Here is an 18,605-nt window from a genome sequence, read left to right on the forward strand (position 1 = left end):
GTACGCGAAAGACAAGCAGGTAGCACGCTGTGGCAACGCCGTGCCGCCACCGTTCGCTGAAGCGCTTGTACGCGCCAACCTGCCAGAACTCTGCACCACCCGCGATCAGCAGGTCGCTTAATCCAATCTGAATGAAGAGGTATCTATGACCGACACCACCCTGATCAAAGAAAGCGAAGTGATGGAAAAATTGCACGTTTCATCACGCACAACGATGTGGAAATACTGCCGAGAATACAACTTCCCTAAGCCGGTTCGCACCCACCCAAAAGCCTATCTGCGATCGGCAGTGGATGAGTGGTTGCTGAATGGCGGCATCAACCAGAAAGCTTCCTGACGTGCCAGAACAGTTTTTCAGCGTGCATCTCATAAGCTTGACGCTGATCCTCCAGCCAGTCGTGTTTGTTATACACCGCCATCACCCCTCCCAGCTCATGCCCCAGCATCCTTTCCGTGACGTGCGGGGCTACCCCTTCCTCCGACAAGCGCGTGACCAGGGTTCGCCTGAAGTCATGCGCTCGCCAGTAACTCAAATCCAACGAATCCCTGATCCGCAAAATATACCTGTTAGCCGCAGCAATGCAGAGAGGCTTCGCTATCTCAGCGCCCGGGAATAAAATCTGGTCGTAAGTCAGCATCGCCTTTTGCAGCAGCGGTTCAATCTGCTTGAATATGGGCCTGCGGATCAGATTCCCCATCTTGCTGTGCTCTTTTGGGACAGTCCAAACCATGCTTTCCATATCAAATTCTCTGCGCTCGGCAAGCCGCAGTTCTGATACGCGCGCGCCCCAAAGCATCAGCATCTGATGCAGCAGCTTATTGGACGTTGCGGCCCGGCTGCGTTCGATGGCGACCCAGATCTGAGCCAGCTCGGGGTACGTGAGCACCCTGCTTCCGCTTTCAGACCTTGCACCGACGTCACGAGGGGCAATACGCATAAGCGAAGAGTTGTCGATTACCTGCCGGCGGATGCACCAGCCGATCGCGGATCTTGCCTGCGTAAGTAGTTGTCGGGCGCGCCGTGGGTTCTCCCTCTCCTCTCTCGAGAAAAAATCGATCCACTGCTTAACTGTAATGTCACCAATGGCCCGGCCAGGGAATGCACCGCTCATATGCTTTATTACCGTTGAGTGATACAACGCCTGAGTGTTGGGCCGCAGAGAAATATCGACGTACTGCTCCTTCCAGTAGGACAGGCAGTCGGCAACCGTCATTACTGACTCGCCGGTCGCTTTTTCAAAGTACGCGCGCGGATCTTTACCGGCGTCATAAAGCAGGCGCAATTCAGCAGTAATGTTCCTGGCCTCTTTCAGGCTCATGGCCGGGTACCTTCCGATGGATATGCGGACCGCCTTGCCCTGCCAGCGGTAGCGATACTGGAAGGCGATCACCCCTTTCGGTGAAATGCGCGCGCCGAGGCCATCGCCATCTGCGACTTCAGGACTGCCGGAATATGGTTTACCATGTAGGGAGCGGAGTTTAGTGTCGCTGAGGGCCATAGTTTTCTGTACACACGTTTTTTTGGGTTCTGTACCAGTTATGTACGCAATATGGCATGAACAAACGCGAACAGCAACAAACAACTGTAAACATATACAGTAAAAACCAGGTGGAAGAGTTAGTTCTAACGCTTTCGAATCAACAAGTTAACGAACTATAATGAACGGATTTAAAATTTGAAGAACGAAACTGTACAGCCTACCTTCCTCTTCCACGATTACGAAACCTTCGGCAAAAGCCCGTCTCTGGACCGTCCGGCCCAGTTCGCCGGGATCCGTACCGATATGGATTTCAACATTATTGGTGAGCCGGAAGTGTTTTACTGCCAGCCCGCTGATGACTACCTGCCGCAGCCGGAAGCGGTGATGATTACCGGCATCACGCCGCAGATTGCGCGCGCGCGTGGCGTCACCGAGGTAGAGTTTACCCGCCGTATCCACCAGCTGTTCAGCGAACCCGGCACCTGCATCGTTGGCTATAACAACGTGCGCTTTGATGATGAGGTGAGCCGTAATCTATTCTATCGTAATTTTTACGACCCCTATGCATGGAGCTGGCAGAACGGCAACAGCCGCTGGGATTTGCTGGATGTGATGCGCGCCTGTTACGCCCTGCGCCCGGAAGGGATTGTCTGGCCGGAAAACGACGACGGTTTTCCCAGCTTCCGCCTTGAGCATCTGACCAAAGCCAACGGCGTGGAACATGCCAACGCCCACGATGCGATGTCGGATGTCTATGCCACGATTGCCATGGCGAAGCTGGTCAAAGAAAAGCAGCCAAGGCTGTACGACTTCCTGTTTACCCATCGCAATAAGCAAAAGATTACCGCCCTGGTGGATATCCCGCAGATGAAACCGCTGGTGCATATTTCCGGTATGTTTGGCGCGGCGCGCGGTAATACCAGCTGGATCGCCCCGCTCGCCTGGCATCCCGACAACCGTAATGCACTAATTACCTGCGACCTGGCTGGCGATATATCGCCCCTCCTGACACTGGATGCAGACCAGCTGCGTGAACGGCTGTATACCCGGCGCGATGAGCTGGGCGACGCCTCGCCGGTGCCGCTTAAGCTGGTACATATCAATAAATGCCCGGTGGTGGCTCCGGCCAATACCCTGCGCCCGGAAGATGCGGCCCGCCTGGATATCGATCGCCAGCGCTGCCTGGATAACCTCGCCCTGCTGCGTCAGCACCCGGAAGTGCGTGAAAAAGTGGTGACGCTGTTTGCAGAAGCGGAGCCGTTTACCCCGTCGGAGGATGTTGATGCCCAGCTGTATAACGGCTTCTTTAGCGACGCGGATCGCCAGGCAATGAATATTATTCGCCAGACGGCGGCGGAGAATCTGCCCGCGCTGGATTTAACCTTTGCAGATGCCCGCATTGAGAAGCTGCTGTTCCGTTTCCGCGCGCGCAATTTCCCCGGCACGCTCGATGATGCAGAACAGAAACGCTGGCTACAGCACCGTCGCGAAGCGCTGAATCCGCAGCGCGTGCAGGATTACGTGCAGGAACTGGAGATGCTGTATAACCAGTATGAAGGTGATGCAGGAAAACTGGCGCAGCTGAAGGCGCTGTTCGAGTATGCCCGCGAGCTGACTTCCTGACGATTTTCGATGATCTATAGGTAAAAAAAGGGGCGGTTCACACGAACCGCCCCTTTTTAATGCAAAGCTTAACCGCCGTTACATCAGGTCTTCGCTACACTGCGGCACCGGATTGCGGAAGCTGCGAGTCACGAAGGCCAGATAAATCAGACCAATTGCGCCCCACACCAGGCCGAGAACCATTGAGCTCTCTTCCAGGTTGATCCACAGCGCGCCAACTGTCAGCGCACCCAGCATCGGCAGGATCAGGAAGGTGAAGTTATCTTTCAGCGTTTTGTTACGCTTTTCACGGATCCAGAACTGCGAAATTACCGACAGGTTTACGAAGGTAAACGCGACCAGCGCACCGAAGTTAATCAGCGCCGTGGCAGTGACCAGGTCAAAGGTGATGGAGGTCAGCGCGATAGCACCAACCAGCAGCACGTTCAGCGCCGGGGTACGCCACTTCGGATGGATATAGCCGAAGAAACGCTCCGGGAACACGCCATCACGGCCCATCACGTACATCAGACGCGATACGCCAGCGTGGGCCGCCATGCCTGAAGCCAGTACGGTGACACAGGAGAAAATCAGGATGCCGAACTGGAAGGCTTTGCCCGCCACGTACAGCATGATTTCCGGCTGTGATGCATCCGGATCTTTAAAGCGAGAGATATCCGGGAAGTACAGCTGCAGGAAGTAAGAAACCACGACAAAGATCACGCCACCGATTAATGCGGTCAGGAAGATCGCTTTCGGGATCACGCGCCCGGCGTCTTTAGTCTCTTCAGACAGCGAACTGATGCCGTCGAAGCCGAGGAACGAGAAGCAGAGTATGGTCGCTCCCGTAATCATCGGAACAACGTGGGCATTTTCGGACCAGAATGGCTTGCTGCTGACCAGCGTACCGGCACCTTCGCCGTGCGCTACGCCCCAGACCACCATACCCATAATGACCACCATCACCGCCACCTGCAGCACAACGATCACGCTGTTGAAGTTAGCAACGGTTTTAATGCCTTTCAGGTTAGACAGGGTCATAAAGCCCACCAGCATAATCACGAAAATCCATGATGGAATGCCGGGAACCAGTGCTTCCCAGTAAATTTTGGCCAACAGAATGTTGATCATCGGCATAAACAGATAATCAAGCAGTGAAGACCAGCCGACCATAAAGCCGACGTGTGGGCTAATCGCTTTCTGCGCATAGGTGTAGGCCGAACCCGCAGACGGGAAACGACGAACCAGCTGGCCGTAGCTCAGCGCGGTAAACAGAATAGCAATCAGCGCAAATGCGTATGCGGTAGCTACGTGGCCGTCAGTTAAGCCGGAAACAATGCCAAAGGTATCGAAGAGGGTCATTGGCTGCATGTAAGCCAGGCCCATCATCACTACAGGCATTAACGTCAGCGTTTTCTTCAGGTGTGCGCGAGGCTGTGCGCCAGGAGTAGCGGTATTAAGCGACATGATTCAGCCTCCCCATAGAGTCAACCTTTCTGGGTTGAACCACAGGGAAACTTCGCGTACTGCGATAGTCTTTCATAAGAGGATTGAGGGAATAGCAGGCAGGAGTAGAAAAAGATCCTGCTTTCGCGCCGTAGTCGTCGCGTTGGCGAATACCAGCAGATGCTGGAGTAAGAAGATGTTGCCCCATGTTTGTTTCCTCAATAAGACACGTCACTGTGTGTGCTGAAAGCTTATATCTATCCGGTTCTGGACCGGCCTCTTAAAATACAAAATTCGTTTACCTGCATAAAAAAAATAACCGCCGCCAGGATTAATTAGCGTCGGTTACGTGATCTTCTAATGCAGGGCGCATATTTTGCACCAAACGGAGGCACCCTGACAAGCTTTTGAGACCTTCAGTTACAAATTTACGTTTAATCCTAACTGGCAAAGCACTGTTACACAGACGATTACCCGCGTTCAGCGCCTGCCAGCCGGGCCTTCAGGCGTTTTTTAGCATCCAGTCAATTTCCGTTGCGGTGATTAGCCGCTCAAAGTGCATCAGCTCGTGATGCTTGCAGCTGTGCCAGACAAAACCGAAACGCGTACCCAGCAGTTTCTGTAATGCATGGCTTTGCTCAAACTCATACAGCGCATCGCTCTGGCGGATCGGCAGCGGGTTGCCCTCCGCCTCGTGCCCGTTACCTTTCACCGCGACCGGCAGCGGCAGCTGGTTATCCAGCCCGTGCAGGATACCGGCCAGAATCGCCGCCATCACCAGATAAGGATTAGCATCGGCCCCGGCAACGCGATATTCCACGCGGTGATTGTCGCTGTCGCCGCAGGGGATACGCAGCGCCACAGTGCGATTATTGTGGCCCCAGGAGGCCTGTAGCGGAACGAACGCATCCGGCAGGAAACGGCGGTAGGCGTTAACGTTGGGTGCCAGCAGCGCCATCGAAGCCGGCATCAAATCGATCATCCCGGCCAGGGCACGCTTCAGCAGCGGCGAATCGCTGCCGTCATCGCAGATAAAGGCATTATGATCGGCGGCATCCAGCATGCTGATATGCACATGCATACCGCTACCGGCGTACTCTTCGTACGGCTTGGCCATAAAGGTGGCATTCATGCCGTGGCGTTCGGCCACCTGACGGATCAGCCGCTTCAGCTGCACGGCGTGATCGCAGGCGCTCAGCGCATTACGCGTGTGGTGCAGGTTGATCTCAAACTGGCCCGGAGACGCTTCCGCCAGCGCGCCGTCTGCCGGGATACCCTGCTGCTTCGCCAGCTCGTCGATTTCACTCAGCACGTCGGCAAAGTGATCGAGATTATCAACGGAATACACCTGGCTTTGCATATTGCGCTCGTCGCTGCCCGGCGCGCACGGCGGCTGAATATAGCCTTCGGCATCGCGCTGTTTATCGACCAGATAGAACTCCAGCTCTACCGCTACCACCGGGAACAGCCCTCGATTGCGCAGCTGCTGCCACAGCTGGTTGAGGACATTACGGGGTTCAACGTCAAAGGGAGTGCCATCTTGATTGCGCATGGTCAGGAGAATTTGCGCCAGATGTTCGGGATCGGAAGCGGAGGGAATTAAAGAACCTTCAACGGGAACGCAGATATTATCCGGTTCACCCAGTACCTGGCCCAGCCCCGCTTCTTCCACGGTGTTGCCGAGGATATCCATGGCATAGACAGAAGCCGGGAAGTAACAGCCTTTATCCAGTTTCTTCAGGCTGGCAATCGGAATGCGTTTACCGCGGAAAACACCATTTAAATCGTTGAGGAGGATATCGACGTACTGCGTTTCAGGATGGCGTTCCAGGTAAGTTTGCACTTCACTCTGGAACGCGGTGGTTCGTTTCTCTTCACTGTGCCGCGTGAAGTCTTCAACTTCGACAATATTGGTCATGATGCCACCCACCAGGTTCGTTTCGTTGTTGAGCGTTGCTCAAAATAACAGCCACACTATTAACATAGCGCCAACACAAAGAGTGTGCAAATGTAACTAACTGCTTTATTTTTCACCTCATCACGTTTGAATATTACCCAAGCCGTTGCTAGATTGACATAATATTGCACAGTTTTGCGCCACGGGCGGTTCCACCGGTTGATATTTTGAACAGTGTAACGGGGTGAGAATGGGCATTATTTTTGACAAACCATTGATTGGCGTGGTGATGTGCCAGGTCGATAAAAACGGCCATCCGACGCAGATGGTACACAACAAATATCTCGACGCCGTTCTGCTGGCAGGCGGAATTCCACTGGCGCTGCCCCACGGGCTGATGTCAGCCCCTCATCTATTAGAAAACGCTATGGCTGCGCTGGATGGCATTTTACTCACCGGCAGCCCAAGCAATATCGAACCCCATCATTATCATCAGTCCGGGGAAGAACCGGATGCCGATCCCGGCCGCGACCGCCTGGCCTTTGCGCTGGTCAACTACGCGCTGGAAAACCGGATGCCGCTGCTGGCGATTTGCCGGGGGCTGCAGGAACTGGTGGTTGCCACCGGCGGTGATTTGCACCGCCAGCTGCATCTGGTGGCCGGCATGCAGGATCACCGCGAAGATCCCTCCCTGACGCTGGAGGAACAGTACTCACCGGTTCATGAGGTCTGGCTGGAGCCGGACGGCCTGCTCTCATCGCTGGTAAACCACGCCAGCAGGCTGCGGGTCAACTCCCTGCACCAGCAGGGAATACGCACGCTGGGCGCAAAAATGCGGCCCGAAGCGCGTTCCGCCGACGGACTGATCGAAGCCGTCAGTCATTCTCAGCATCCCTTTGCCCTGGCGGTTCAGTGGCACCCGGAATGGCAAAGCGCCGGTTCGGAGCCCTCCCGCCAGATTTTTGGCGGGCTGATCGCGGCCAGCCAGCGTTTCAGAAAGGAAAGGCTATGAGCGAAATCACCCTGGCTCCCGGACGGCGTTTATCCGAGCTCCGGCAGCAGATGGGTTTGTCACAGCGCCGCGTGGCGGAGCTTTCGGGCCTGACGCACAGTGCGATCAGCACCATTGAGCAAGATAAAGTCAGCCCGGCAGTCAGCACGCTGCAAAAGTTACTCAAGGTTTACGGCCTCTCGCTGTCGGAGTTTTTCTCAGAGCCGGTGGTGGATGAAGTACCTAAAGTGGTGATTGAGGAGCATGAGCTGATCGATATCGGCGGCCAGGGGGTTTCGCTTCGCCTGATCCACAACGGCAACGCCCGCAGAACGCTGGCCATGCTGCTGGAAACTTATGAGCCAGGCTCAACAACCGGAGAAAAAATACGCCATCAGGGTGAGGAAACCGGCACGCTGCTGGAGGGTGAGATCACGCTGAATATCAACGGCCAGAGCTATCACCTGCATGCCGGGCAAAGCTATGTCATTGATACCGGCAACCCCCACAGCTTTACCAATTCTTCTTCCCGGCGCTGCTGCATTATCAGCGCCCATACGCCCGCAACGTTTTAGCCACGACAGGCCCGGTGCAGCCGGGCATAAGGGAAAAAATATGCATGTGAATAGCTACTATGCAGCAACCGCCAACCCGCACGAAGCCTGGCCGCAGCTGAAAGAGAGTATTCAGTGCGACGTGTGCATCATCGGCGGCGGGTTTACCGGCCTTTCCTCGGCGCTGTTTTTGACCGAAGCGGGCTATGATGTGGTGGTACTGGAGGCGGCACAGGTTGGTTTTGGCGCCAGCGGCCGCAACGGCGGGCAGGTTGTTAACTCCTACAGCCGAGATGTCGATGTTATCGAACAGCGCTACGGCAGCGAAACCGCACAGCTGCTGGGCAGCATGATGTTTGAGGGTGCGGCAATTATTCGCGATCGCATCGACCGCTACGCCATTGACTGTGATTATCGCCCCGGCGGTGTTTTTGCCGCCCTCACCCCGCGACAGATGCAGCATCTTGACGCGCAGTCGGAACGCTGGCGGCGCTATGGCAACCACCAGCTTGAGCTACTGGACCGCGAGGAGATTCGCCGCGAAGTAGGCAGCGACCGCTACGTCGGCGGGCTGCTGGACCGCAGCGGTGGGCATATTCACCCGCTGAATCTGGCGCTGGGCGAGGCCGAAGCCATTCGCCGCCACGGCGGGCGAATCTTTGAGCGTTCGGCGGTGACATCCGTGCAGTACGGTTCGCCGCACCGCATCAGTACCGAACACGGGCAGGTTCAGGCACGATTTGTGATTTTTGCCGGTAATGCCTATCTGGCACCGCATCTTGAACCCCGGCTGGCGAAAAAAAGCCTGCCCTGCGGTTCGCAGATTGTTGCCACCGAGCCGCTCTCCGCCGAAGTGGCACAGTCGCTGCTGCCGAACAACTTCTGCGTTGAGGACTGTAACTACCTGCTGGACTATTTCCGACTGACCGCCGATAACCGCCTGCTGTACGGCGGCGGGGTGATCTACGGCGCGCGCGAACCGTCTGATATTGATGCGCTGATCCGCCCCAAGCTGCTGAAAACCTTCCCCCAACTGGCCGGGGTGAAGTTTGATTACGCGTGGAGCGGCAACTTCCTGCTGACGCTGTCAAGAATGCCGCAGTTTGGCCGCCTGGAAAACGGCGTTTACTACATGCAGGGCGACAGCGGCCACGGGGTGACCAGCACCCATCTTTCCGGTCGTCTGATCGCCGAGGCGATGCGCGGTGACGCCGAACGCTTTGATGCCTTTGCGAAACTGCCGCATCTGCCCTTCCCCGGCGGCCGCACCCTGCGCGTGCCGCTGACCGCGATCGGGGCCGCCTGGTATGCGCTGCGTGACCGACTAGGGGTTTAAATCCGGCCGGTTCGCAGTAAAATGCGGGCCGGTCACCTGAGGAACCGTCATGAATTCAACCAGTAGCAACACCCGTTTCTTCATTATTGTGGTTTTTGGCATCATCCTGTTCTGGGCAGCGGCGTACCCCCTCTCCCGCTATGTTTCCAGCGCGGCCTTCGGCGAACCTACCGGCGCAATCTACAACGCCATTAACGTGCTGTTCACCGCGCTGGCCTTTACCGGGGTGGTGATTACCTTCCGCTTTCAGTACATCGAATCAGAGCGATCCGCGAAGGATCTGGTTGAGCGTTCCATTTTCGAGCTATTAACGACCTTCACCACCGATGAGTTTCAGAAGGTGAAAGACGAGGCGTTTCTCGCGCTGCTCATTGCGGTGAGAAATAAAGCGTATGCGGAATATCTCAGCAGCCGCCTGTTTCCAATCGGAAGAAAGCCCTTCCCGGCCTCGGCCGCAGCGGCGTATGCCGAACTGAAGCCAGAGCTTAACGGGATGAGTCTGGATGAGGTGATTGCGCTGGATCGCAACGCGCGGCTGAAACTGGATAATGTGCTTAACTTCTTTGCCATGCTTTCGCACCGCCAGGCGGCGGCGACGGTGATCCGCCACGTGGATTTCGCCTATGACTGGTGGCGACCGACGCTGTGGATCATCGCGCAGCTGCAAAAGGAGATTAAGGACGGCAGCGAGGAGATCGGTCTGTACTGCCGCAATCCGATGCTGCACACCACGCTGGAGCGGCTGGATGAAATTTATCAGTACCCGCCGCTAACGCCGGGTCCGGCGGTTTACCGCTATCTGGCCATCCATCCCTGGCTTAAAGAGCAGCAGATCGATCCGGCTTTTTTCACTCACATTCCGGAGAATGCGGCCTGACGTGAGAACCACCCTGCATCCGTGCAGGGCATCAGGATTGGCAGTGCGGTGGGGGCTTAAGCCAGCGGCATCTTGCCCGGGTCCGGGTAGCGATATTCAAAGCCCAGTTCGCGGCAGATTTTGCTGCCGTCGATGATTTTACCGCCGTCTTTACCGGTGCCGTCGTCAATAAAGGTCGGCGGCATCAGGCCAAGCTGGCGTGCAACGGTGGGATAAAACTCTTTTCGTGACGGATGAACCGGGGCGCAGAGATTGTAAATATGGCCGCCTTTCGGCCGCTGGAGCAGCAGCCGGATGGCTTCAATCACATCCTCAAGATGCACCAGGTTCACCCCCTGCTCACCATTGCTCAGCCCCTCTTTTCCGGCAAGGAAACGCCCCGGATGGCGCTTCGGTCCTACCAGCCCGGCAAGCCGCAGAATATCTACCGAGGTGCCGGGAAGCTTATGCAGCCAGCTTTCCAGCTCCTGCAGCGTGCGCCCGGCAACGGTAACCGGTAGCAGATCGCTGCTCTCTTTGGTCAAGCCCGGGCGATCGCCATACACGGACGTTGAGCTGGTGAAGATAATGCGCGGTATGTTAAACGCCAGCGCGCTGTCCACCAGCTGCTGTACCGCCAGCAGATAGCTTTCGCCGCCGGAAGCCGTGCGGCTGGCGGGAAGGGTAATCACCAGTGCATCAACGCTCAGCAAGGCGGCAAGGTCATCCGCCTCGCAGACCAGTTCCGGGTTGAGTTCCAGCACGTAGCTTTCAATACCACACATGCGCGCAGCCTCAACGCCGTCCGGCGTGGTTTTGCTGCCGGTGACCTGCATTCCGGCGGCGGTGAGCGACAGCCCCAGCGGCATTCCCAGCCAGCCCAGTCCGACAATTGCGACTCTCTTCATCCTCTTGCTCCCGTTTTATGCAACCCGTTTGCATCAGGCTACGCCAGCCCAATGCCGGTGACAACCGCCAGTTAATAAGAGAATCTTTCAACATTGACAAAAAAGTGTTGCGTCATCTCACCATCCTGGTTAGGTTATTTGTCACGATATAAATAGACATTCATCCAAGAGAATTTTATGACTCGCGTTCAGTTTAACCATCATCACCACCATCACCCTGACTAGTCTTTCAGGCGATGTGTGCTGGAAGACGTTCAGGATCTTCCAGTGGTGCATAAACGCGAAATGGCCCCCGGAAGATCACCTTCCGGGGGCTTTTTTTTGGGCTGAACACAGAGCCCGAATGCTGAGATGACGGACTGACCAACGGCATAATGAATATAAAGCAGACAGGATAAAGAGGATTAGCACCGATGTTAGATAACACCCGTTTACGCATAGCTATGCAGAAATCAGGCCGTTTAAGTGACGAATCACGCGAACTGCTGGCCCGCTGCGGCATCAAAATTAACCTGCAGCAGCAGCGCCTGATCGCCTTCGCTGAGAACATGCCGATTGATATCCTGCGCGTACGCGATGACGATATTCCGGGCCTGGTGATGGATGGCGTGGTTGACCTCGGCATTATCGGTGAGAACGTGCTGGAAGAAGAGCTGCTGACCCGCCGCGCTCAGGGCGAAGATCCGCGCTATTTCACCCTGCGTCGCCTGGATTTCGGCGGCTGCCGCCTGTCGCTGGCGATGCCGGTGGATGACGAATATACCGGACCGGCCTGTTTACAGAACTCCCGTATTGCCACCTCCTACCCGCACCTGCTGAAAAAATACCTCGATAAGCAAAACGTTAACTTCAAATCCTGCCTGCTGAATGGCTCGGTGGAAGTGGCACCGCGCGCCGGTCTGGCCGATGCGATCTGCGATCTGGTGTCTACCGGCGCCACGCTGGAAGCCAACGGCCTGCGTGAAGTGGAAGTGATTTACCGCTCTAAAGCCTGCCTGATCCAGCGCGACGGCGAAATGCCTGCCGCCAAGCAGGAGCTGATCGACAAGCTGATGACCCGTATTCAGGGCGTGATTCAGGCTCGCGAATCAAAATACATCATGCTGCACGCGCCGAGCGAGCGTCTGGAAGACATCATTTCCCTGCTGCCGGGTGCCGAGCGCCCTACCGTTCTGCCGCTGGCAGGCGATAAGAGCCGCGTAGCCATGCACATGGTCAGTAGCGAAACGCTGTTCTGGGAAACCATGGAAAAACTGAAATCCCTCGGGGCCAGCTCCATTCTGGTGCTGCCAATTGAGAAGATGATGGAGTAACCCCATGGCGACCACGATGACCCCCATTGCCTGGCAGGATTCTAGTGAAGAGCAGCAGCAGGCGCTGCTGACCCGCCCGGCGATTTCTGCCTCGGACAGTATCAGCACCACCGTGCGCGGTATTCTCGAGAAGGTTAAAGCCGAAGGTGACGATGCGCTGCGTTACTACAGTGCCACCTTTGATAAAACGCAGGTTGATGCGCTGCGCGTCAGCGAGCAGCAAATCGAGGACGCCTGCGCGCGCCTCGGTTCAGAAATCAAGCAGGCGATGGCCGTTGCGGTCGCCAATATTGATACCTTCCACGTGGCGCAGAAACTGCCGCCGGTGGATATTGAAACCCAGCCCGGCGTGCGCTGCCAGCAGGTGACCCGCCCGCTGGCCTCGGTGGGTCTGTATATTCCCGGCGGTTCTGCACCGCTGTTCTCCACCGTACTGATGCTGGCCACTCCTGCCCGCATCGCCGGCTGCCGCCGCGTGGTGCTGTGCTCGCCACCGCCGATTGCCGATGAAATCCTTTACGCAGCCAAACTGTGCGGCGTGCAGGAAGTGTTCCAGGTCGGCGGCGCGCAGGCAATTGCCGCGCTGGCGTTCGGCACCGAAAGCGTGCCGAAAGTGGACAAAATCTTTGGCCCGGGCAACGCGTACGTCACCGAAGCCAAGCGCCAGATCAGCCAGCGCCTGGACGGTGCGGCGATCGATATGCCTGCCGGTCCGTCGGAAGTGCTGGTCATCGCCGATGAGGGCGCAACGCCGGATTTCGTCGCTTCTGACCTGCTGTCACAGGCCGAGCACGGCCCGGACTCGCAGGTGGTGCTGCTAACGCCTTCTCTGCCGATGGCGGAAGCCGTTGCCGCCGCCGTGGATCGGCAACTGGCCGAACTGCCGCGCGCCGCCACCGCCGCCAAAGCGCTGGAAAGCAGCCGCCTGATTGTGGTGCGCGATTTGCAGCAGTGCGTGGAGATCAGCAACCGCTACGGGCCAGAGCACCTGATTATTCAGACCCGCCAGGCGCGCGATCTGGTGGAAAGCATCACCAGCGCCGGTTCGGTATTCCTCGGTGACTGGTCGCCGGAGTCCGCAGGCGATTATGCCTCCGGGACCAACCACGTGCTGCCGACCTATGGCTATACCGCCACGTATTCCAGCCTGGGCCTGGCGGACTTCCAGAAGCGAATGACGGTGCAGGAACTGACGCAGGAAGGCTTCATGGGCCTGGCGGCGACCATTGAAACGCTGGCCGCGGCCGAGCAGCTGATTGCCCACAAGAACGCCGTGACCCTGCGCGTAGCCGCACTGAAGGAGAAACCATGAGCACGAATTCCGTCGAAGCGCTGGCCCGCGCAAACGTTCGCGCGCTGACGCCGTATCAGTCCGCCCGCCGCCTGGGCGGCAACGGTGACGTCTGGCTGAACGCCAACGAATATCCGCTGCCTGTGCCGTTTGACCTCAGCCAGCAGACGCTGAACCGTTACCCGGAGTGCCAGCCGAAGCTGGTGATTGAGCGCTATGCCGCTTACGCCGGTCTGAATGCGGATCAGGTGCTGGTCAGCCGCGGTGCCGACGAAGGCATTGAGCTGCTGATGCGCGCCTTCTGCGAGCCGGGTAAAGATGCGGTGCTGTTCTGCCCGCCAACCTACGGCATGTACAGCGTCAGCGCGGAAACCATCGGCGTGGAGTACCGCACCGTTGAAGCGCGTGAAGACTGGCAGCTGAATTTGTCCGGCATTGCGGAACAGCTGGACGGCGTGAAGCTGGTTTACGTCTGTAGCCCGAATAACCCGACCGGTAACCTGATCAACCCGGATGATTTCCGTGAGCTGCTGGAGATGACGCGTGGTAAAGCGCTGCTGGTCGCCGATGAAGCCTACATCGAATTCTGCCCGCAGGCGTCGCTGGCCGGCTGGCTGAAAGATTATCCGCACCTGGTGGTTCTGCGCACGCTGTCGAAAGCCTTTGCGCTGGCGGGGCTGCGCTGCGGCTTCACCCTGGCCAACGCCGAAGTGATCGCACTGTTGATGAAGGTGATTGCCCCTTACCCGCTTTCCACCCCCGTCGCGGATATCGCCGGGCAGGCGCTGAGCGACGAAGGAATTGCGCTGATGCGTGAACACGTCGCCCAGCTGATCGCCAACCGCGAAAAGCTGATTGCCGATCTGCGCCAGTGTGACTGCGTTGAAGACGTGTTTAACAGTGAAACCAACTATATTCTCGCGCGCTTTACGGCCTCCAGCCAGGTCTTCAAGACGCTGTGGGATCAGGGTATTATCCTGCGCGACCAGAATAAGCAGCCGGGACTGTCCGGATGCCTGCGTATTTCCATCGGCACCCGTGAAGAGTGTGACCGTGTTATCAGCGCGCTGAAGTCCTTACCCGGCGCAACCGTACCTCAGGAGCAAGCATGAGTCAGAAAGTCCTTTTTATCGATCGCGATGGCACCATTATTTCTGAGCCGCCGGAAGATTTTCAGGTGGACCGCATGGATAAACTGGCCTTTGAGCCGGATGCCATCCCCGCCCTGCTGTCGCTGCAGAAAGCCGGCTTCCGGCTGGTGATGATCACCAATCAGGACGGACTGGGCACCAGCAGCTTCCCGCAGGCGGACTTCGACGGCCCGCACAATCTGATGATGCAGATCCTCACCTCTCAGGGCGTGAAGTTTGACGATATCCTGATCTGCCCGCACAAGCCGGAAGATAATTGCGATTGCCGCAAGCCAAAAACCAAAATGGTCACCCAGTGGCTGGCCGAAGGCGCGCTGGATACCGCCAACAGCTATGTGATCGGCGACCGCGCTACCGACGTTCAGCTGGCACAGAATATGGGCATCACCGGCCTGCTGTACGGCAAAAACGGCCTGAGCTGGTCGCAGATTGAAGAGCAGCTGACCAAACGCGATCGCTACGCGCTGGTCAACCGCAGCACCAAAGAGACGCAGATCAAGGTTGAAGTGTGGCTGGACCGCGAAGGCGACAGCAAAATCAGCACCGGCGTCGGCTTCTTCGACCATATGCTCGATCAGATCTCCACCCACGGCGGTTTCCGCATGAATATCGACGTGAAGGGCGATCTGTACATTGACGATCACCACACGGTGGAAGACACCGGCCTGGCGCTGGGCGAAGCGCTGCTGAAAGCGCTGGGCGATAAGCGCGGCATTGGTCGCTTTGGCTTCGTGCTGCCGATGGATGAATGCCTGGCGCGCTGCGCGCTGGATATCTCCGGCCGCCCGCACCTGGAATACAAAGCCGAGTTCAGCTATCAGCGCGTGGGCGATCTGAGCACCGAGATGGTGGAACACTTCTTCCGTTCGCTCTCCTACACCATGGCCAGCACTCTGCACCTGCGCACCAAAGGCAAAAACGATCACCATCGCGTGGAAAGCCTGTTTAAAGTCTTCGGCCGCACCCTGCGTCAGGCGATCCGCGTAGAGGGCAACACGCTGCCAAGCTCGAAAGGGGTACTGTAATGGACGTGGTGATCCTGGATACCGGCTGCGCCAACCTCTCCTCGGTAAAGTGGGCCATACAGCGCCTGGGCTACAACCCGCAGGTCAGCCGTGAAGCCGATATCGTACTGAACGCCGACAAGCTGTTTCTGCCGGGCGTCGGCACCGCGCAGGCGGCGATGGACCAGCTGCGCGAACGCGATCTGATCGAGCTGATCAAAGCCTGTACGCAGCCGGTGCTGGGCATCTGCCTGGGTATGCAGCTGCTCGGCTCGCACAGCGATGAAAACGGCGGTATTCCGACGCTGGATGTCATCGAACATCCGGTTGAGCGGATGCAGGATGTTGGCCTGCCGCTGCCGCATATGGGCTGGAACCAGATTACTTCGCAGGCCGGTAATCATCTGTTCCGCGGTATTGAAGACGGTTCGTACTTCTATTTCGTTCACGGCTACGCCATGCCGGTTAATCCGTACACCATTGCCCAGTGCAACTACGGGTCACCGTTTACCGCTGCGGTGCAGAAAGATAACTTCTACGGCGTGCAGTTCCACCCTGAGCGTTCCGGTGCCGCTGGCGCGCAGCTGCTGAAAAATTTCCTGGAGATGTAACCGGTATGATTATCCCGGCGTTAGATTTAATTGATGGCAAAGTGGTGCGCCTGCACCAGGGCGACTACGGCCAGCAGCGCGACTACGGCAGCGATCCTCTGCCGCGCCTGCAGGATTATCAGGCTCAGGGCGCGACCGTGCTGCATCTGGTCGATCTGACCGGCGCGAAAGATCCGGCGGCACGCCAGATCCCCCTGCTGACCAAACTGCTGGCGGGCGTCAGCGTGCCGGTGCAGGTTGGCGGCGGCATCCGCACCAAAGACGACGTTGAGGCGCTGCTTAACGCCGGCGCAACTCGCGTGGTAGTCGGTTCGACGGCGATTAAGCAGCCGGAAGAGGTTCAGCAGTGGTTTAAGCAGTACGGCGCGGAAGCCATCGTACTGGCGCTGGACGTGCGCATTGATGCCAACAACCGTAAAGAAGTGGCGATCAGCGGCTGGCAGGAAGCCAGCGGGATCACGCTGGAGGAGGTCATCGACCAGTTCCTGCCGTTTGGCCTGAAGCACGTGCTGTGCACCGATATCTCCCGCGACGGCACGCTCAGCGGCTCAAACGTTGAGCTGTATCGCGAAGTCTCCGCGCGCTATCCGCAAATTGCCTTCCAGTCCTCCGGCGGCATCGGCTCGCTGGACGACATTGCCGCCCTGCGCGGCAGCGGTGCGCAGGGCGTGATCGTCGGTCGCGCGCTGCTGGAAGGTAAATTCAACGTATCGGAGGCAATTTCATGCTGGCAAAACGGATAATTCCCTGCCTCGACGTGCGCGACGGCCAGGTGGTCAAAGGCGTGCAGTTCCGTAATCACGAGATCATCGGTGACATCGTGCCGCTGGCGCAGCGCTATGCCCAGGAAGGTGCCGACGAGCTGGTGTTTTATGATATCACCGCATCAAGCGATGGCCGCGTGGTGGATAAAAGCTGGATCTCACGCGTGGCGGAAGTGATCGATATTCCCTTCTGCGTGGCGGGCGGCATTAAGTCTGTGGAAGACGCCGCGCTGCTGCTCTCCTTCGGTGCCGACAAGATTTCGATTAACTCCCCGGCGCTGGCCGATCCGGAGCTGATCACCCGCCTGGCCGATCGCTTCGGCGTGCAGTGCATCGTGGTCGGCATTGATACCTGGTACGACAGCGAAAGCGGCAAGTATCACGTTAATCAGTACACCGGCGACGAAAGCCGTACCCGCGTCACAAAGTGGGAAACCCTCGACTGGGTGCAGGAAGTGCAGAAGCGCGGTGCCGGTGAAATCGTGCTGAATATGATGAATCAGGACGGCGTGCGCAACGGCTACGATCTGGTGCAGCTGCAAAAAGTACGTGAAGTGTGTAAGGTGCCGCTGATCGCCTCCGGCGGCGCGGGCGCCATGGAACACTTCCATCAGGCATTCCGCGATGCCGACGTCGACGGTGCGCTGGCCGCGTCCGTCTTCCATAAGCAGATTATCAATATTGGGGAACTGAAAGCGTTCCTGGTAGAAAAAGGTGTGGAGATCCGCGCATGTTAACTGAACAACAGCTGGCTAAGCTGGACTGGGTAAAAACTGACGGGATGATGCCCGCCGTCGTGCAGCACGCCGTTTCCGGCGAAGTTCTGATGCACGGTTATATGAATCAGGAAGCGCTGGATAAAACCCTGGCCACAGGCAAAGTGACCTTCTGGTCGCGGACCAAGCAGCGCCTGTGGACCAAAGGGGAAACCTCCGAGCACTTCCTTAACGTGGTCAGCATCACCCCGGACTGCGATAATGATACGCTGCTGGTGCTGGTCAATCCGGTGGGCCCAACCTGCCACCTTGGCACTTCCAGCTGCTTCTCTCCGGCCGCACCGGACTGGACCTTCCTCTATCAGCTGGAGCAGCTGCTGGCCGAACGCAAGCATGCCGATCCGAAAAGCTCATACACCGCCAGCCTTTATGCCAGCGGCACCAAGCGCATCGCGCAGAAAGTGGGTGAAGAAGGCGTGGAAACCGCGCTGGCCGCAACGGTTAACGACCGCTTCGAACTGACCAACGAGGCCTCCGATCTGGTTTATCATCTGCTGGTGCTGTTACAGGATCAGGAGCTGAACCTGTCGGCGGTGATTGAAAATCTGCGCCAGCGGCACAAGTAATCGTTCACTATGCTAAAGGGGCCGGTTATCCGGCCCTTATTTTTTTACAGGGAGCAAT

Annotated in this window: 19 protein-coding genes and 1 other annotated feature; of the genes, 15 read left to right on the top strand and 4 right to left on the bottom strand. The window is 57.5% G+C overall.

The features are described 5' to 3' along the window. The first annotated feature begins 145 nt into the window (after positions 1-145). Complete coding sequence (locus JOE09_RS13650) at positions 146-337, top strand: helix-turn-helix transcriptional regulator (protein ID WP_205066157.1); 192 nt, start codon at positions 146-148, stop codon at positions 335-337. Here the strand turns inward: JOE09_RS13650 and JOE09_RS13655 are convergent. Then, positions 318-1,499 (bottom strand): tyrosine-type recombinase/integrase, encoded by a 1,182-nt coding sequence (locus JOE09_RS13655; protein WP_205066158.1) that lies wholly within the window; start codon positions 1,497-1,499, stop codon positions 318-320. The two genes, JOE09_RS13650 and JOE09_RS13655, sit on opposite strands and share 20 nt — an antisense overlap. A 177-nt stretch (positions 1,500-1,676) precedes the next feature. Here JOE09_RS13655 and sbcB point away from each other — a divergent pair, with 177 nt between their 5' ends. After that, entirely contained in the window at positions 1,677-3,104 is a 1,428-nt protein-coding gene (gene sbcB / locus JOE09_RS13660; RefSeq protein ID WP_205066159.1) for an exodeoxyribonuclease I, read from the top strand. Between the two features lie 78 nt (positions 3,105-3,182). Here the strand turns inward: sbcB and JOE09_RS13665 are convergent, their stop codons facing one another. Together JOE09_RS13665 and JOE09_RS13670 are read right to left on the bottom strand one after the other, a co-directional pair. After that, on the bottom strand, positions 3,183-4,550 hold the full coding sequence (locus JOE09_RS13665) for an APC family permease (protein WP_105591437.1): 1,368 nt from the start codon (positions 4,548-4,550) through the stop codon (positions 3,183-3,185). Positions 4,551-5,031: 481 nt separating this feature from the next. After that, complete coding sequence (locus JOE09_RS13670; protein ID WP_205066495.1) at positions 5,032-6,450, bottom strand: type I glutamate--ammonia ligase; 1,419 nt, start codon at positions 6,448-6,450, stop codon at positions 5,032-5,034. A 226-nt stretch (positions 6,451-6,676) separates the two neighbouring features. Between JOE09_RS13670 and puuD the strand changes: the two genes are divergently transcribed. Genes puuD through JOE09_RS13690 form a run of 4 tightly spaced genes read left to right on the top strand, consistent with a single transcriptional unit; the run spans position 6,677 to position 10,184 of the window. After that, positions 6,677-7,438, top strand: a complete 762-nt coding sequence (gene puuD / locus JOE09_RS13675; protein ID WP_200561057.1) for a gamma-glutamyl-gamma-aminobutyrate hydrolase — start codon at positions 6,677-6,679, stop codon at positions 7,436-7,438. Then, the gene (gene puuR / locus JOE09_RS13680; RefSeq protein ID WP_105591433.1) at positions 7,435-7,992 is read left to right on the top strand and encodes an HTH-type transcriptional regulator PuuR; all 558 of its coding nucleotides are present in this window, start codon (positions 7,435-7,437) and stop codon (positions 7,990-7,992) included. Before puuD ends, puuR begins: the two co-directional genes overlap by 4 nt. Before the next feature lie 40 nt (positions 7,993-8,032). Next, entirely contained in the window at positions 8,033-9,307 is a 1,275-nt protein-coding gene (locus tag JOE09_RS13685) for an NAD(P)/FAD-dependent oxidoreductase (protein ID WP_205066160.1), read from the top strand. A 49-nt stretch (positions 9,308-9,356) separates the two neighbouring features. After that, positions 9,357-10,184, top strand: coding sequence for a hypothetical protein (locus tag JOE09_RS13690; RefSeq protein ID WP_239553088.1), 828 nt, complete (start codon positions 9,357-9,359; stop codon positions 10,182-10,184). A gap of 56 nt (positions 10,185-10,240) precedes the next feature. On the opposite strand, the gene JOE09_RS13695 is transcribed toward JOE09_RS13690, so the two are convergent. After that, entirely contained in the window at positions 10,241-11,071 is an 831-nt protein-coding gene (locus JOE09_RS13695) for an SDR family oxidoreductase (RefSeq protein WP_205066161.1), read from the bottom strand. A gap of 177 nt (positions 11,072-11,248) precedes the next feature. On the opposite strand from JOE09_RS13695, the gene hisL reads away from it, so the two are divergent. The 9 genes from hisL to hisIE all read left to right on the top strand — a co-directional run bounded on the left by hisL (position 11,249) and on the right by hisIE (position 18,547). Beyond that, on the top strand, positions 11,249-11,296 hold the full coding sequence (gene hisL / locus JOE09_RS13700; protein WP_100396937.1) for a his operon leader peptide: 48 nt from the start codon (positions 11,249-11,251) through the stop codon (positions 11,294-11,296). Then, positions 11,272-11,394: a sequence feature (His leader region), on the top strand. It overlaps the preceding gene by 25 nt. A gap of 90 nt (positions 11,395-11,484) precedes the next feature. Then, positions 11,485-12,384 (top strand): ATP phosphoribosyltransferase, encoded by a 900-nt coding sequence (gene hisG / locus JOE09_RS13705; RefSeq protein ID WP_105591430.1) that lies wholly within the window; start codon positions 11,485-11,487, stop codon positions 12,382-12,384. Positions 12,385-12,388: 4 nt separating this feature from the next. Further along, positions 12,389-13,696, top strand: coding sequence for a histidinol dehydrogenase (gene hisD, locus JOE09_RS13710; protein WP_205066162.1), 1,308 nt, complete (start codon positions 12,389-12,391; stop codon positions 13,694-13,696). Further along, the gene (gene hisC, locus JOE09_RS13715) at positions 13,693-14,787 is read left to right on the top strand and encodes a histidinol-phosphate transaminase (protein ID WP_205066163.1); all 1,095 of its coding nucleotides are present in this window, start codon (positions 13,693-13,695) and stop codon (positions 14,785-14,787) included. The genes hisD and hisC overlap by 4 nt, the downstream gene beginning before the upstream one ends. Then, entirely contained in the window at positions 14,784-15,851 is a 1,068-nt protein-coding gene (gene hisB / locus JOE09_RS13720; RefSeq protein ID WP_105591427.1) for a bifunctional histidinol-phosphatase/imidazoleglycerol-phosphate dehydratase HisB, read from the top strand. Before hisC ends, hisB begins: the two co-directional genes overlap by 4 nt. Beyond that, a complete protein-coding gene (gene hisH, locus JOE09_RS13725) occupies positions 15,851-16,441 on the top strand; it encodes an imidazole glycerol phosphate synthase subunit HisH (protein WP_200546012.1) in 591 nt (196 codons plus the stop codon). Before hisB ends, hisH begins: the two co-directional genes overlap by 1 nt. A 5-nt stretch (positions 16,442-16,446) precedes the next feature. Next, positions 16,447-17,184, top strand: coding sequence for a 1-(5-phosphoribosyl)-5-[(5-phosphoribosylamino)methylideneamino]imidazole-4-carboxamide isomerase (gene hisA, locus JOE09_RS13730; RefSeq protein ID WP_200546011.1), 738 nt, complete (start codon positions 16,447-16,449; stop codon positions 17,182-17,184). After that, positions 17,166-17,942, top strand: coding sequence for an imidazole glycerol phosphate synthase subunit HisF (hisF, locus tag JOE09_RS13735; protein ID WP_205066164.1), 777 nt, complete (start codon positions 17,166-17,168; stop codon positions 17,940-17,942). The genes hisA and hisF overlap by 19 nt, the downstream gene beginning before the upstream one ends. Next, positions 17,936-18,547 carry a bifunctional phosphoribosyl-AMP cyclohydrolase/phosphoribosyl-ATP diphosphatase HisIE gene (gene hisIE, locus JOE09_RS13740; protein WP_205066165.1) on the top strand — a complete coding sequence of 204 codons (612 nt, stop codon included), beginning with the start codon at positions 17,936-17,938 and terminating at the stop codon, positions 18,545-18,547. The genes hisF and hisIE overlap by 7 nt, the downstream gene beginning before the upstream one ends. Positions 18,548-18,605: the final 58 nt, after the last annotated feature.

Source organism: Pantoea coffeiphila (assembly GCF_016909495.1).
GTDB classification, from domain to species: Bacteria; Pseudomonadota; Gammaproteobacteria; order Enterobacterales; family Enterobacteriaceae; genus Erwinia; species Erwinia coffeiphila.

What these genes read in the sequence shown, in the direction of transcription:
- JOE09_RS13650 (WP_205066157.1), top strand. Translation starts at nt 146, where the DNA reads ATGACCGACACCACCCTGATCAAAGAAAGCGAAGTGATGGAAAAATTG.
- JOE09_RS13655 (WP_205066158.1), bottom strand. Translation starts at nt 1,499, where the DNA reads ATGGCCCTCAGCGACACTAAACTCCGCTCCCTACATGGTAAACCATAT.
- JOE09_RS13665 (WP_105591437.1), bottom strand. Translation starts at nt 4,550, where the DNA reads ATGTCGCTTAATACCGCTACTCCTGGCGCACAGCCTCGCGCACACCTG.
- puuD (WP_200561057.1), top strand. Translation starts at nt 6,677, where the DNA reads ATGGGCATTATTTTTGACAAACCATTGATTGGCGTGGTGATGTGCCAG.
- puuR (WP_105591433.1), top strand. Translation starts at nt 7,435, where the DNA reads ATGAGCGAAATCACCCTGGCTCCCGGACGGCGTTTATCCGAGCTCCGG.
- JOE09_RS13685 (WP_205066160.1), top strand. Translation starts at nt 8,033, where the DNA reads ATGCATGTGAATAGCTACTATGCAGCAACCGCCAACCCGCACGAAGCC.
- JOE09_RS13690 (WP_239553088.1), top strand. Translation starts at nt 9,357, where the DNA reads ATGAATTCAACCAGTAGCAACACCCGTTTCTTCATTATTGTGGTTTTT.
- JOE09_RS13695 (WP_205066161.1), bottom strand. Translation starts at nt 11,071, where the DNA reads ATGAAGAGAGTCGCAATTGTCGGACTGGGCTGGCTGGGAATGCCGCTG.
- hisG (WP_105591430.1), top strand. Translation starts at nt 11,485, where the DNA reads ATGTTAGATAACACCCGTTTACGCATAGCTATGCAGAAATCAGGCCGT.
- hisD (WP_205066162.1), top strand. Translation starts at nt 12,389, where the DNA reads ATGGCGACCACGATGACCCCCATTGCCTGGCAGGATTCTAGTGAAGAG.
- hisC (WP_205066163.1), top strand. Translation starts at nt 13,693, where the DNA reads ATGAGCACGAATTCCGTCGAAGCGCTGGCCCGCGCAAACGTTCGCGCG.
- hisB (WP_105591427.1), top strand. Translation starts at nt 14,784, where the DNA reads ATGAGTCAGAAAGTCCTTTTTATCGATCGCGATGGCACCATTATTTCT.
- hisH (WP_200546012.1), top strand. Translation starts at nt 15,851, where the DNA reads ATGGACGTGGTGATCCTGGATACCGGCTGCGCCAACCTCTCCTCGGTA.
- hisA (WP_200546011.1), top strand. Translation starts at nt 16,447, where the DNA reads ATGATTATCCCGGCGTTAGATTTAATTGATGGCAAAGTGGTGCGCCTG.
- hisF (WP_205066164.1), top strand. Translation starts at nt 17,166, where the DNA reads ATGCTGGCAAAACGGATAATTCCCTGCCTCGACGTGCGCGACGGCCAG.
- hisIE (WP_205066165.1), top strand. Translation starts at nt 17,936, where the DNA reads ATGTTAACTGAACAACAGCTGGCTAAGCTGGACTGGGTAAAAACTGAC.